The sequence below is a fragment of the Knoellia sp. p5-6-4 genome, from assembly GCF_029222705.1.
In the GTDB taxonomy this organism is placed as follows: Bacteria; Actinomycetota; Actinomycetes; order Actinomycetales; family Dermatophilaceae; genus Pedococcus_A.
The window spans coordinates 543,293-556,506 of record NZ_JARGZF010000001.1 but is presented as its reverse complement, the minus strand read 5'-3'; the positions used below and the strand labels follow the sequence as shown (position 1 = coordinate 556,506).

General features: G+C 73.5%; 12 protein-coding genes. 8 read left to right on the top strand and 4 right to left on the bottom strand.

The features are described from left to right. Positions 1-38: 38 nt before the first annotated feature. A complete protein-coding gene (locus P2F65_RS02650) occupies positions 39-665 on the bottom strand; it encodes a DinB family protein (RefSeq protein ID WP_275803882.1) in 627 nt (208 codons plus the stop codon). 9 nt (positions 666-674) lie between these two features. Continuing rightward, entirely contained in the window at positions 675-1,211 is a 537-nt protein-coding gene (locus P2F65_RS02645; protein ID WP_275803880.1) for a hypothetical protein, read from the bottom strand. A gap of 145 nt (positions 1,212-1,356) precedes the next feature. Here P2F65_RS02645 and P2F65_RS02640 point away from each other — a divergent pair, with 145 nt between their 5' ends. The 6 genes from P2F65_RS02640 to P2F65_RS02615 all read left to right on the top strand — a co-directional run bounded on the left by P2F65_RS02640 (position 1,357) and on the right by P2F65_RS02615 (position 10,151). Next, a complete protein-coding gene (locus P2F65_RS02640; RefSeq protein WP_275803878.1) occupies positions 1,357-1,992 on the top strand; it encodes a lysoplasmalogenase in 636 nt (211 codons plus the stop codon). 142 nt (positions 1,993-2,134) lie between these two features. Beyond that, positions 2,135-5,032, top strand: coding sequence for a leucine--tRNA ligase (leuS, locus tag P2F65_RS02635; RefSeq protein ID WP_275803876.1), 2,898 nt, complete (start codon positions 2,135-2,137; stop codon positions 5,030-5,032). Between the two features lie 42 nt (positions 5,033-5,074). Continuing rightward, on the top strand, positions 5,075-5,941 hold the full coding sequence (locus P2F65_RS02630) for a DegV family protein (protein ID WP_275803874.1): 867 nt from the start codon (positions 5,075-5,077) through the stop codon (positions 5,939-5,941). Further along, positions 5,938-6,618 carry a glycerol-3-phosphate acyltransferase gene (locus P2F65_RS02625; protein WP_275803872.1) on the top strand — a complete coding sequence of 227 codons (681 nt, stop codon included), beginning with the start codon at positions 5,938-5,940 and terminating at the stop codon, positions 6,616-6,618. The genes P2F65_RS02630 and P2F65_RS02625 overlap by 4 nt, the downstream gene beginning before the upstream one ends. A 75-nt stretch (positions 6,619-6,693) precedes the next feature. After that, positions 6,694-7,743 carry a ComEA family DNA-binding protein gene (locus tag P2F65_RS02620; RefSeq protein WP_275803870.1) on the top strand — a complete coding sequence of 350 codons (1,050 nt, stop codon included), beginning with the start codon at positions 6,694-6,696 and terminating at the stop codon, positions 7,741-7,743. Between the two features lie 41 nt (positions 7,744-7,784). Continuing rightward, positions 7,785-10,151, top strand: coding sequence for a ComEC/Rec2 family competence protein (locus P2F65_RS02615; RefSeq protein ID WP_275803868.1), 2,367 nt, complete (start codon positions 7,785-7,787; stop codon positions 10,149-10,151). A gap of 52 nt (positions 10,152-10,203) precedes the next feature. Here P2F65_RS02615 and P2F65_RS02610 read toward each other — a convergent pair whose 3' ends face one another. Further along, complete coding sequence (locus tag P2F65_RS02610; protein ID WP_275803867.1) at positions 10,204-11,133, bottom strand: LysR family transcriptional regulator; 930 nt, start codon at positions 11,131-11,133, stop codon at positions 10,204-10,206. 83 nt (positions 11,134-11,216) lie between these two features. Here P2F65_RS02610 and P2F65_RS02605 point away from each other — a divergent pair, with 83 nt between their 5' ends. Beyond that, a complete protein-coding gene (locus P2F65_RS02605) occupies positions 11,217-12,050 on the top strand; it encodes an NAD-dependent protein deacetylase (RefSeq protein WP_275803865.1) in 834 nt (277 codons plus the stop codon). Here P2F65_RS02605 and P2F65_RS02600 read toward each other — a convergent pair. After that, complete coding sequence (locus P2F65_RS02600) at positions 12,031-12,630, bottom strand: class I SAM-dependent methyltransferase (RefSeq protein WP_275803863.1); 600 nt, start codon at positions 12,628-12,630, stop codon at positions 12,031-12,033. The genes P2F65_RS02605 and P2F65_RS02600 overlap by 20 nt on opposite strands. A gap of 18 nt (positions 12,631-12,648) precedes the next feature. On the opposite strand from P2F65_RS02600, the gene P2F65_RS02595 reads away from it, so the two are divergent. Further along, positions 12,649-13,137: a GNAT family N-acetyltransferase gene (locus P2F65_RS02595; RefSeq protein ID WP_275803861.1), complete on the top strand. Its 489-nt coding sequence runs from the start codon at positions 12,649-12,651 to the stop codon at positions 13,135-13,137. Positions 13,138-13,214 lie beyond the last annotated feature (77 nt).

The following is a 13,214-nucleotide window of genomic DNA, read 5'->3' as shown; positions in this document are numbered from 1 at the left end:
CCGCCGCCCTGTCCGGCGTCGAACGGGCCTCGATGCCCCTACCGGACGCGCGAGTCCCAGCGCCACCTGGTGCCGCGCGTCTGCTCGGTGCGCCCGGTCGCCCCTAGCAGGTCGTGCCACGGGTCGGCCGTACGGGCGGCGGTGGGGAAGAGGCGGTCGAGTACCAGCCCGCACACCCGGGCATCGGCGCGGTAGTCGACGTCGTGGGCGGCCAGGATGTCGAACCCGTGGCAGGCCGCCTCGACGATCCCCATCGCGGCGAACCCCGTGCGGTCGGAGACGCCGTAGGGGTGGAACCCGCGGTGGTCCGGCGCGGCCGTCGCCGTGACGGCGGCCAGCAGGCCGGCGGCGGCGTCGAGGCACGTGACGACGGCCGCCGTGCCCTCCGCGGGATCGGGCCAGAACACGATAGGTGGTGATCCCTCGCGCCACGGCGGCGGATCGAGCAGCGGGACGTAGGACGTCTGCCGGGGCCGCCGGCCGGACAGCTGCAGGGCGTAGAAGCCGAGGTCGTCGAGCAGGTGCGCCACGGTGTCGCGGCAGGTCCAGGTCAGTCCGGCCGCCCTGGTGTCCCATGCCTGGCTGGGCAGGGCGCCGAGCCGGGGGAGCAGGTCGTCGATGACGCTGCGAAGGTCCTCGGAGGTCGGTGCGCCCGGTGCGGTCATGGCCGCACGCTACGCGGCTGCGGTCTGCTCGTCCTCCGAGACGGCGAGGGCCAGGTCGACCATGGCCTTGATGATGAGCACGAGACCGGCGTTCATGAGGAGCAGCCACTCGATGCCCAGAGGCACCGAGCTGTCGCTGCCGAAGCCGGGCGCGAACGAGGTGCTGACCATGAGGATGCCCGCGCCCGCTGCGAGGAAGACGCCGCTGGTGGTCCGGTGCACCCGGCAGCGCACGATCGAGATGCCGAACAGCAGCAGTCCCGCGCAGGTCAGCAGCAGCGAGCCCCAGAAGCCCATGCCCACGGCTGCGGCGCCCGCCCACCCGACCCAGCTGGCGGGGTGGGTGCCCTGCCGCAGCTGGTGGCCGGCCACACCGATGGTGATGAGGGCCGTGGTGGCGAGCTGGAGGGCGGTGTGTGCCGCGGCCGGCAGGGCGACGTCGCGCGCAAGCGCGTTCCAGTAGGCGAAGAGGAGCACCGCGCCGGCCGCACCCCAGGCCCCTGCGTGGCGCTCCATCCAGGCGATGAGGCGCAGTGTCCCCTCCATAGGGCGACGGTAGGGACCGAGGCCGCGCACGAGATCCGGCATCGAGCCCGGCTCGACCTACGCTGATTGCTGCAGGGAACACGCCCCCACCGACCGCCGCGAGCTCCGCCACGGGCGTGGCCGGGGGTGTGGGAGGGTTCGGCCCGTGACTGGGGTGCTGTGGGCGCTGGTGGCCGGCTTCGCCGTCCTCGACTGGCATGCCGTGTGGCGCGGCTCGCACGGCCTCGAGCACCTCGCGAAGCCGCTCACGATGGTGGCCCTCACGGCCGCAGCCCTCTCGATGGGAGCCGCCGACTCGGCCTCGGGGCGCTGGCTCCTCGCCGGCCTCGTGCTCGGCCTGCTCGGCGACCTGGCGCTGCTCTCCGACAGCGAGCCGCGTTTCATGGCAGGTCTGTCCGCCTTCCTGCTCGGACACCTGGCCTATGTCGCGGCCTTCCTGCCGGTCGGGCCGCAGAGCCTGGTCGCCGCTCTGCCCGGTGCGGTGCTGGTGCTCACGCTGGTGGCCGTCGTGGGGCGGCCCGTGCTGGCGTCGGCCGGCGCGCAGGGTGGGCCGGGGCTGGCCGCCGCGGTCGCGGCATACGTGCTCGTCATCGGCGCGATGGTCGTGACCGCGTGGGGCACCGGGCGCCCGCTGGTCGCCGCGGGCGCGACGGTCTTCATGGTCAGCGACGCCGTCCTCGCGCACGCCCGGTTCGTCAGGCCGTGGCGGCGGGCGTCGCTGCTGGTCATGGTGACCTACCACCTCGGACAGGTGCTCATCGTGCTGGGACTGCTGCGGTAGCCTGAGCCCATGGCACGCTCGCTGCTTCTTCGACAGCCGCGCTGACGAACCGGACTGCCGGACGTCACCGCGGCGAACCCCTCCTGCGTGAGGGGCTTTTTTGTGCGAAGAGCGCGAGCGCAACCACGACGCGAGGGATGAGATGAACGAGACGCCGCACCGCTACACGGCCGAGCTGGCCGGCCAGATCGAGGTCGCCTGGCAGGACCGCTGGCAGGAGGAGGGCACCTTCCACGCCCCGAACCCCGCCGGCCCGTGGGCCGAGCCCGAGAAGGTCGCCGGCCGCGAGAAGCTCCTCGTCCTCGACATGTTCCCCTACCCGAGCGGCACCGGACTGCACGTCGGGCACCCGCTGGGCTACATCGCCACCGACGTCTTCGCCCGGTTCAACCGCATGACGGGCAAGAACGTGCTGCACTGCCTGGGCTACGACGCCTTCGGCCTGCCCGCGGAGCAGTACGCCGTGCAGACCGGCCAGCACCCGCGCAAGACCACCGAAGAGAACATGGTCAACATGAAGCGCCAGCTGCGGCGCCTCGGCCTGGGCCACGACGACCGGCGCACGATCGCCACGATCGACCCCGACTACTACCGGTGGACGCAGTGGATCTTCCTGCAGATCTACAACTCCTGGTACGACGCGGATGCCGTGCGCGAGGACGGTGGCCGCGGGAGGGCACGGCCGATCGGTGAGCTGGTCGAGCAGTTCGCGTCAGGGGAGCGCCCGACGCCGAACGGCCGTGACTGGGCCGCCCTGAGCCCCAGCGAGCAGAGCGCGATCCTGGAGCAGCACCGGCTGGCCTACACCTCCGAGGCGCCCGTGAACTGGTGCCCCGGGCTGGGCACCGTGCTCTCCAACGAGGAGGTCACCAACGAGGGGCGCTCCGAGCGCGGGAACTACCCGGTCTTCAAGCGGAGCCTGCGCCAGTGGATGATGCGCATCACCGCCTACGCCGACCGGCTGGCCGACGACCTCGACCGGGTCGAGTGGCCCGAGAAGGTCAAGCTGATGCAGCGCAACTGGATCGGCCGCAGCCAGGGCGCCCGCGTCTCCTTCCCCGTGGTCGGGCAGGACGCCTCGATCGAGGTCTTCACCACGCGTCCCGACACGCTCTTCGGCGCCACCTTCATGGTGCTGGCACCCGAGCACCCGCTGCTGGAAACCATTGTCTCGCATGGTGCCTGGCCGGCCTCGACGAAGGACTCGTGGACCGGTGGCGCGGCGACCCCAAAGGATGCCGTCGCGGCATACCAGCTGCAGGCCTCGCGCAAGAGCGAGGTCGAGCGGCAGACGGAGGGCAAGGACAAGACGGGTGTGTTCACCGGCGCCTTCGCGACCAACCCGGTCACGGGCGAGCAGGTCCCGGTCTTCGTCGCCGACTACGTGCTGATGGGCTACGGCACCGGCGCGATCATGGCGGTGCCGGCGCAGGACAACCGCGACTGGGAGTACGCGACCCGCTTCGAGCTGCCCATCATCCGCACGGTGCAACCGGCCGAGGGCCACCCCGAGGACGAGGCCTACGTCGGCGAGGGTCCGGCGATCAACTCCGCCAACGACGAGATCTCGCTCAACGGCATGGGCGTCGCCGAGGCGAAGGCCGCCATCATCGCGTGGCTGGAGGCCAAGGGCTTCGGCGCGGGCACCGTCAACTACAAGCTGCGCGACTGGCTGTTCTCGCGCCAGCGCTACTGGGGCGAGCCGTTCCCCATCGTCTTCGACGAGGAAGGCAACGCCCACGGCGTGCCCGAGTCGATGCTGCCGGTGACCCTGCCCGACGTGCCGGACTACTCGCCCAAGACGTTCGACCCCGACGACGCGGCCTCGAGCCCCGAGCCGCCGCTGTCGAGGGTGCCCGAGTGGGTGGAGGTCGAGCTCGACCTCGGTGACGGCCGCGGGGTGCAGAAGTACCGCCGCGAGACCAACACCATGCCCAACTGGGCGGGCTCGTGCTGGTACTACCTGCGCTACCTCGACCCGGCCAACGCCGAGGCACTGGTCGACCCGGAGAACGAGTCCTACTGGATGGGCCCGCACGCCGCGCCCGTGGAGGGTGCGCCGGCCGGTGTCACCGACCCCGGTGGTGTCGACCTGTACGTCGGCGGTGTCGAGCACGCCGTGCTGCACCTGCTCTACGCCCGCTTCTGGCACAAGGTGCTGCACGACCTCGGCCACCTCAGCAGCGAGGAGCCGTTCCGCAAGTACTTCAGCCAGGGCTACATCCAGGCCTACGCCTACACCGACGAGCGCGGGCAGTACGTGCCGGCGGCCGAGGTGGAGGAGGTGTCCGTCGAGTACGGCGGCGACCCCATCTACACCTGGCGCGGCCAGCCGGTCAACCGCGAGTACGGCAAGATCGGCAAGTCGCTGAAGAACGTCGTCAGCCCCGACGAGATGTACGACGCCTACGGCGCCGACACCTTCCGCGTCTACGAGATGGGCATGGGACCGCTGGAGCTGTCCCGGCCCTGGGAGACGCGTGCGGTCGTCGGGTCGCAGCGGTTCCTGCAGCGCCTGTGGCGCAACGTCATCGACGAGGAGACCGGCGAGGTGCGCATCGTCGACGAGCCGGTCGACCCGGAGACGGCACGCGTGCTGCACAGGACGATCGACGCCGTCGGCCGCGACTACGCCGCGCTGTCGTTCAACACGGCGATCGCCCGGCTCATCGAGCTGAACAACGCGCTCACCAAGCTCGACGCCGTGCCGCGCGAGGCCGCGGAGAAGATCGTGCTCATGGTCGCCCCGCTGGCCCCGCACATCGCCGAGGAGCTGTGGTCGCGGCTCGGCCACGAGGGCACGATCACCTACGAGCCGTTCCCGCAGCCGGAGGCCTCGCTGCTCGTCGAGGAGACCGTCACCTGCGTCGTGCAGATCAAGGGCAAGGTGCGCGACCGCATCGAGGTGCCGGCCGACATCAGCGAGGACGCGCTGCGCGAGCAGGTGCTGGCGCTGCCGAAGGTCGTCGCCGCCACGGAGAACGGGATCCGGACCGTCATCGTCCGGGCCCCGAAGCTCGTCAACGTCGTGCCCGCGTGAGGCTCCACGGCGCGCAGGCCACCGACCGGTAGCCTGCGCACCGTGAGCGTCGCGATCGTCACTGACACCACGGCATACCTGCCGTCGTCGGTCGTCGCCGAGCGCGGCATCAGGGTGGTGCCCCTGCACGTCGTCGTCGCCGGCAAGGAGTTCAGCGAGGGCGTCGACATCAGCACCGGCGAGGTGGCGACGGCGTTGCGCGCCCACCGCCCGGTGAGCACGTCCCGGCCCTCCCCGAGCGCCTTCCTCGCGGCCTACGAGGCCGCGGCCGCCGGCGGCGCGACGGAGATCGTCTCGATCCACATCTCCGGCGAGATGTCGAGCACGGTGCAGTCGGCCCACCTCGCCGCGGAGCACTCGCCCGTGCCGGTGACCGTGGTGGACTCGCGTTCCCTGGGCATGGCCATGGGGTATGCCGTGCTGGCCGCCTGCGATGCCGCGGCCGCCGGTGCCGACGCGGAAAGCGTTGCGGCGCAGGCACTGTCGCGCTGCGAGGCCGCGACAGTGGTGTTCTACGTGGACACGCTCGAGCACCTGCGCCGCGGAGGACGCATCGGTGCCGCGTCGGCCTTCCTGGGCTCGGCGCTCGCGATCAAGCCGATCCTCTCCCTCAGGGACGGCCGGATCCGGGCGCTGGAGAAGGTGCGCACCTCGGCGCGGGCGCTCTCGCGTCTCGAGGAGCTCGCAGCCGCGGCCGCGGAACAGGCGTCGCCGGGCTCCGACGGCGTGGACATCGCCGTGCACCACCTCGACTCGGCCGAGAGGGCGGAGGAGCTCGCCCGGCGGTTGCGGCAGCGGATCCCCTGCGCCCACGAGGTGCGGGTCGTCGAGCTCGGCGCGGTGGTGGGGGCCCATGTCGGCCCCGGAACCATTGCCGTGGCCGTCTCCCCGAGACTGGCCGGTTCGTGAGCACCTGGGCGGTCCTGCCGGCCGCCGTGGGTGCACCCGACGCCGACGGGCTCGACGCCGGGGGCCTGCTCGGGTCGGCCGCCCTGCTCGGACTCGTGCTCGTGGCCGCGTTCCTGCTCGGCTCGGTCAACCCCGCCTCGATCGTGGCACGGGTCCTGGGCAAGGACCTGTCCCGCTCGGGCTCCGGCAACCCCGGCGCCACCAACGCCGGCCGGGTCCTCGGCGTCCGGTGGGGCGTGGTGGTGGGCCTGCTCGACGTCCTCAAGGGCTACCTGCCGGTCGTCCTGGTCCAGGCGGCGATGGGCACGGTGCCCGCCCTCTGCGCCGGAATCGCCGTCGTGCTCGGCCACATCTGGTCACCGTTCCTGAGGGGCCACGGCGGCAAGGGCGTGGCCACCTCGCTCGGGGCGATCCTCGCCGTGCAGCCGTGGTTCGGCCTCGTCGTGGTCGCCGTGTTCGGGGTGCTCGTGTGGCGGATGCGCTGGGTGGCCGGTGCCTCGGTGTCTGCCTGCCTCGTGCTGCTCCTGCTGGGGGTCGGGACCTGGCTCGGGTGGGTGCCCGGTGGCTCGCGGGCCGTGGGTGCCTGGTGCGTGGTGCTGGCCGTCATCGTCATCTACCGCCACCGACGCAACATCGAGCTGTGGATCGCCGCCCGTCGCAGCTCGTCCACACCCTGACCCGAGCACGCCCCGTCGTCCACAGGAGTCCGGTCGACGCCGCCCTGGGCCGGCGCACCTTCCTAGCGTGCCCGTATGCCGTTGCGTCGCCGTCCCGCCGAGCCGTCACCCCGCCTGCTCGCCCTGCTGGCCGGGCCGGACCCGGAGCGGGGCGCCGTGGAGGCGCACGCTTCCGGTGCCGAGCATCCGGCCGTCGCGGATGAGTTCTGGCTGCCGCGGCGGGAGTGGCTCGAGGAGCGGTCCGCGACGCCCGGACATCGTCGAAGCCGAGAGGAGGCGACGGAGCCGCACGTCAACCCTTCAGCGCCGGGGCCGGTGCCGGCCCGCGGGCACCGGGCATCGCCGGGCCGGCACCGGCGCCCACGGCCCCCGGGTCCTGCCCTGCTGAGCGTGCCCGCCGCCCTGCGGGGCGCGCGGGTGACCGGCCCCGCGGCGGCAGTGGTCGGCATGGTCGTGGTGGTGCTCGTCGCGGTCGGCGTCTTCGGGGTGCGGGTGGCCTGGGCCCGCGCCGCCAGCGCGCCCGAGCCGGTCGTGGCCGGCGCCGGCACTTCGGCGCCCTCCGCGCTGGTCTCGCGCACACCGAGGGCCGGCGTGCCGGGCGATCTGGTGGGCCCCTCGTCGCGGCCGTCCTCGCCCCCGTCGGGTGCCGGCGGCGCCGGTCGGCTGGTGGTGCACGTGGTCGGGCAGGTGAGGCGACCGGGGGTGGTGGTGCTCTCAGCGGGCGCCCGGGTCGGCGAGGCCCTCACCAGGGCAGGGGGTGCGCTGCCCGGCGCCGACCTCGGGGCGCTCAACCTCGCGCGGGCCCTGGTCGACGGGGAGCAGGTGCGCGTGCCGCGCCCGGGGGAGGCCCCACCCGCGGCGGCCGAGGCGCCCGGTGGCGCTGGGGCGGCCGGGAGCGCCGGGCCCGCGGGTGGTGGCACCGCTGGGTCCGCCACTCCGGTAAACCTCAACACCGCCACCGTGGCGGTGCTCGAGGAGCTGCCCGGCGTGGGGCCGGTGCTCGCCCAGCGGATCGTCGACTGGCGCACCGAGCACGGCCGGTTCACGTCGGTCGACGAGCTGGCCGAGGTCAGCGGCATCGGCGAGAAGATGTTCGCCCAGCTCCAGGGCAAGGTCACCGTGTGAGCCGGCGGCCGGCACGGCGCCGTCGGGTGGCGGAGCGGTCGGTGCCCGACCTGCGCCTGCTGCTTCCCGCCCTGGCTGCCTGGGTCACCGCGGCCGCCACCCTCGCCACCCCAGCCACCTGGCGGCTGGGCCTGTCGGCTGCCCTGCTGGGGCTCGCGGTGTCCGGCCTGGTCGTCACGAGCAGGTCTGCGCGCCGCTGCACCGGCCCCGGCAGCACCCCGCCGCGAGCGCACCCGTTGGCCCGGTGGCTGGCGCTGTCGGCGGCGTCGGCCTCGGTGGTGCTGGTCGGCTCCGCCTGCCACACCCTGGTGCGGGAGGCCGGGCCGGTCGCGGCGCTCGCGCGGGGGCAGGCGGTCGTGCAGGCCACAGGGGTCGTCTCGAGCGAGCCTGTGGTGCGGGGCGGCCGGGACGCGCAGACGGTGCTGCTGCGGCTCACGGTCACCGAGGTCGCCGGGCGCGGTGAGCGCAGCCGGGTGCGCACGCCGGTGCTGGTGGTCGGCGACGAGCGCTGGTCGGCAGTGCGCTGGCGCGAACGCATCAGGGTGCAGGGGCGCCTGGGGGCGTCCGAGCCCGGGGAGCCGGTGGTCGCCGTCCTCCGTCCTCTGGGGGCGCCGACGCTGCTGAGCGAGCCGGGCGTCGTGGCCCGCGGCGCGGAGCGCCTGCGGGCGGGCCTGCGCAGCGCCGCCGCGCCCCTGCCGGCAGACGCCCGCGGCCTGCTGCCGGCCCTCGTCATCGGCGACACGAGCCGCACCCCCGACGACCTGACCGAGGCCATGCTCGCCACCGGGATGACGCACCTCTCGGCGGTCAGCGGCTCCAACGTCGCCATCGTGCTCGCCGCCGCACTAGGAGGCGCGGCGCTGCTCGGCGTCCGGCGGCGCTGGCGTCCGGTGGTCGCGGTGCTGGTGCTGGCGGGCTTCGTGGTCCTGGCCCGTCCGGAGCCGAGCGTGATCCGCGCGGCGGCGATGGGCGCCATCGGGCTGGTGGGGCTCAGCCGGTCGCGGCGGGCGGCGGGCCTGCCGGTGCTCGCCGGCGCCGTCTGGTGCCTCCTCCTCGTCGACCCGTGGCTGAGCCGCACCTACGGGTTCGCCCTGTCCACGCTCGCGACCCTGGGGCTGCTGCTCTTCGTCCGCAGCTGGGGCGAGGCGATCGGCCGGCGGCTCCCGCGCCTGCTGCGCTCGTGGGGTCCCGCCCTCGCGATACCCGTTGCCGCCCAGACGATGTGTGCGCCGGTCGTGGTGCTGCTGCAGGGATCCGTGAGCACTGTCGGCGTCGTCGCGAACCTGCTGGCGGCCCCGCTGGTGGCGCCGGCGACCGTGGCGGGGGTCGCAGGGGCGCTGACCGCAAGCGTCTGGCAGCCCATCGGCACGGCGCTGTGCTGGGCCGGGGCGCTGCCGACGCTGGGCATCGCCCGAATCGCGCGGGTCTTCGCGCAGGTGCCCGGCGGCACGATGCCGTGGCCGGATGGGGGTGTCGGTGCCGCGCTGCTCACGGTGCTGACGGTGCTGGCCCTGGTCGCCGGTCCCTGGGTGGTGCACCACGTCCGGATCCGGCCGTTCATGGCCCTCGCTGCTGGCGTGCTGGCGGTCGCCTCGCTCGTGCCGACCTCGCCGGCGACATGGCCGCCGGAGGGCTGGCGCCTCGTTGCCTGCGACGTCCGTCAGGGCGACGCGCTCGTGCTGGCGACCACACCGGGGCGGGCCGTGCTGGTCGACGCCGGTCCCGATCCAGCCCTCGTCAACGGCTGCCTGCGCCGGCTCGAGGTCCGCGCGCTCGATGCGATCGTGCTGACCCACCTGCACGCCGACCACGTCGAGGGGCTGCCGGGCGCACTGTCCGGGCGGGAGGTGCGGGAGGTCCTGGCCTCGCCGGTGCGCGACCCGCCCCACCAGTGGGCGCAGGTGCGCGAATGGGCCGCAGCGCGAGGGGTGCCGGTGCGGGAGGTGTATGCCGGCGACCGCCTCCAGTGGCAGGGCGTCACCGCCGACGTGTGGTGGCCCGCGCGGAGGATCAGCGCGGGGTCGGTGCCCAACAACGCCAGCGTCGTGCTGGCCGTCGAGTCCGACGAGGTGGACGCGCTGCTGCTGGGCGATGTCGAGCGGGAGGCGGCGCACGCCATGCTCCTGGCCCTGCGCCGCGACCCGGCGATGGCCGCGGCAGCTGCGCGTCTCGACGTGGTCAAGACCCCGCACCACGGCTCGTCCAACCTCGACACCGACTTCATGGAGGCGGTCGCGGCACCGGTGGCGGTCATCAGCGTGGGCCGCGACAACGACTACGGCCACCCGGCGCCGAAACACCTCGAGGTCCTGCGACGCAGCGCTTCAGCCATCTACCGCACCGACCAGCGCGGCGACGTCGCGGTGCTCTCGCGCGGTGGCGAGGTGGCCGTCGCGACGAGCCGCTGACCTGCGCCAGAGGCCGGTTGTGCCCGAGCCCCGCGCGGGCTGCGAGCGGCCGTCAGGTGCTGGCCAGGACGCGCGGTGGCGTCTTCGCTGCCTCGACGAGGGCGTCGATGGTGGCCTGCACGGCGGGCACCCGCTGGAGGTCGGGGGTGGTGACGACGTGCACCTGGCGGCGCGAGGAGGGCCTGATCGGCAGGGTGACGACATCGCTGTGGTGCGCGGTGCGCAGGATCAGGTCGGGGATCAGGGCCACGCCGAGCCCCTCGGCCACCAGGCCCAGCACGGCCACGTAGTCCTCGGTCTCGAAGGCCACGTCGGGGGAGAACCCCTCGGCAGAGCACATCTGCAGCAGGTGGCCCCGGCAGCGTGGGCACCCGGCGATCCAGTGCTCGGAGGAGAGGTCGGCCAGGTCCACGACGTCCTGTCCCGCGAGAGGGTGGTTCCTCGGAAGGGCGAGGCGTACGTCGTCGTCGAGCAGCTTCTGTGTCACGAAGAGGTCGAGGTCCTCCTCACCGCGGCCGAGGTCGGTGCCCTCGTAGGCGAAGGCGACCGCGAGGTCGCACTCGCCGGCACGCAGCGCGGCCAGCGACTCCGGAGGCTCGGCCTCGGTGAAGGTGACCTTGACCTCCGGGTACCGCTCCTTCACCAGGGCCAGCGCGCGGGGCACCAGCGTCGCCGAGGACGACGGGAAGGCCATGAGGCGCACGCGCCCGGAGCGCAGTCCGGCGATCGCGGCGACCTCCTCCTCGGCGGCGTCGAGGGCGGCCAGCACCGTCACCGCGTGGCGGGCGAGCACCTGTCCCGCCTCCGTGAGCCGCACGCTGCGTCCGATGCGCTCGACCAGGACGGTGCCGGTGCGCTGCTCGAGCCGGCGCACCATCTGCGAGATCGCCGGCTGGGAGTACCCCAGCGCCAGGGCCGCACCGGTGAAGCTGCCCTCGTCGGCGATGGCCTTCATGACGCGGAGACCCGCTGCGTCGATCATGGGTCCAGCATAACCGTCGGTTATCGAACGGTAGCCATGTTGCCGCGGGGGATGATGTACCGAGGTCGCGCATACTGGGTGCCATGCCTGCGCTCGCGACCGATCTCGACGCCTTCGTCGACCTCCTCGCCGGTGGAGACGTGCTGGTGCTCAGCGGCGCCGGCATCAGCACCGAGTCCGGCATCCCCGACTACCGCGGACCCGACGGCAACCGGAGGGTCCAGCCCATGCAGTACGCCGAGTTCGTCGGCTCGCCGGAGGCCCGCAGGCGTTACTGGGCCCGCAGCTACGTCGGCTGGCAGCGCTTCTCGTCGGCGGCCCCCAACGACGGGCACCGGTCCGTGGCAGCACTTCAGGAAGCGGGGCTCGTGGGGCCCGTCATCACCCAGAACGTCGACGGACTGCACCAGGCGGCCGGTGCCGTCGAGGTCACCGAGCTGCACGGCGCGCTGGCGAAAGTGGTGTGCCTGACGTGCGGTGACCGCACCAGCCGCTGGGACCTCGACGAGCGGATGCGCCAGGCGAACCCCGGCTACGAGGTCACCAGCAACGAGATCCGGCCCGACGGCGACATCGTCCTCAACACCCTCGACGTCGAGGACTTCGTGGTGCCGCTGTGCCTGGTCTGCGGGCGCGACACGCTCAAGCCCGACGTGGTCTTCTTCGGGGAGTCCGTGCCGAAACCGTTGGTGGAGAGGTGTTTTCAGCTCACCGAGCGGGCGCGCGCCCTGTTGGTGCTCGGCTCGTCCCTGAAGGTGATGTCCGGCTACCGGTTCGTGCGGCGGGCAGCCGCGCACGGCATACCGGTCGGCATCATCACGCACGGACCCACCCGGGGTGACGCCGAGGCCACGCACCAGCTCGACGCGCCCCTGGGCGCCACCCTCGCCGAGCTCGTCAGCCGGCTGGCCGCCTAGCCACCAGCACGACGTCGATCGCGTCACCGGCGTCGGTGGGGCGCAGCACCTCTTCGCACCGCTGGACCTCGAGTCCGTCCGAGGCGGCGCGCAGCTGGTCGGTGGTGTGCAGGATGCTCGGGTCCTGTGGACCCCCGACGCCCTCGGTGAGGTTGCGCAGGGAGTGCCCCACGACGACCAGTGCCCCGCCGGGGGCGAGCCACTGCCCGAGGCGTGAGAAGGCGTCCTGGGGGATGTGCAGGTAGGCCACGAGCACGAGGTCGAAGAGGGTGCCCGGCGCAGGCTCCCACTCGGTGACGTCGGCCACGACCCACTCGACGTCCACTGACCGGCGCGCGGCCTCCTGCCTCCCACGGTCGATGCCGACCGCGGAGAAGTCCACCGCCGTGACCTGCCAGCCGCGCTCGGCGAGCCAGAGGGCGTGCCTGCCCTCCCCGGCACCGAGGTCGAGCGCCCGCCCCGGCGGCCAGCCGGCGGCCACGGCCTCCACCTCGCGGTTCGGCCCGGCGCTCCAGACCCGCTCGGCCGCGGCATACCGCTCGTCCCACGTCTGCGGCCCCCGGCCGCCCTGCGACTCCATGGACCTAGCATCGCCCCCGTGACGCAGATCCGCCCCGCCCGTGAGGACGACCTGGCCACCGTGGCCGCCATCTACAACGCCGAGGTCGAGGGCGGGGTGGGCACGTTCGACACCCTTGCCAAGGGCCCCGACCACTTCGCCCACCGCCTGGCGCCGGAGGTCCCCGGCGACGTCTTCCTCGTCGTCGAGGACGGCGCAGACGTGGTGGGCTTTGCCTATTCGGGCCCCTTCCGGCCCCGCCCCGCGTATGCCGGGACGCGCGAGACCTCCGTCTACCTCGCCTCGGCTGCCCGCGGGCGCGGACTGGGCAGGGCGCTCTACGCCGAGCTGCTCGAGCGCCTCGACGCGGCAGGGGTGCACACCGCGCTGGCCGTGGTGGCGCTACCCAACGAGGCCAGCGAGGCGCTGCATCGCAGCCTGGGGTTCGAGCGGGTCGGCGTGCTCCGGGAGGTCGGCCACAAGCTCGGCCGCTACGTCGACACCGCCTGGTGGCAGCGACTTCCCTGAGCGCGCCGGACCCGGGTCGCGTCCGAGGTCTGTCTCCCGCGGCGGCCGCGTCCTACCATCTTCAGGTCAGGCCGTCA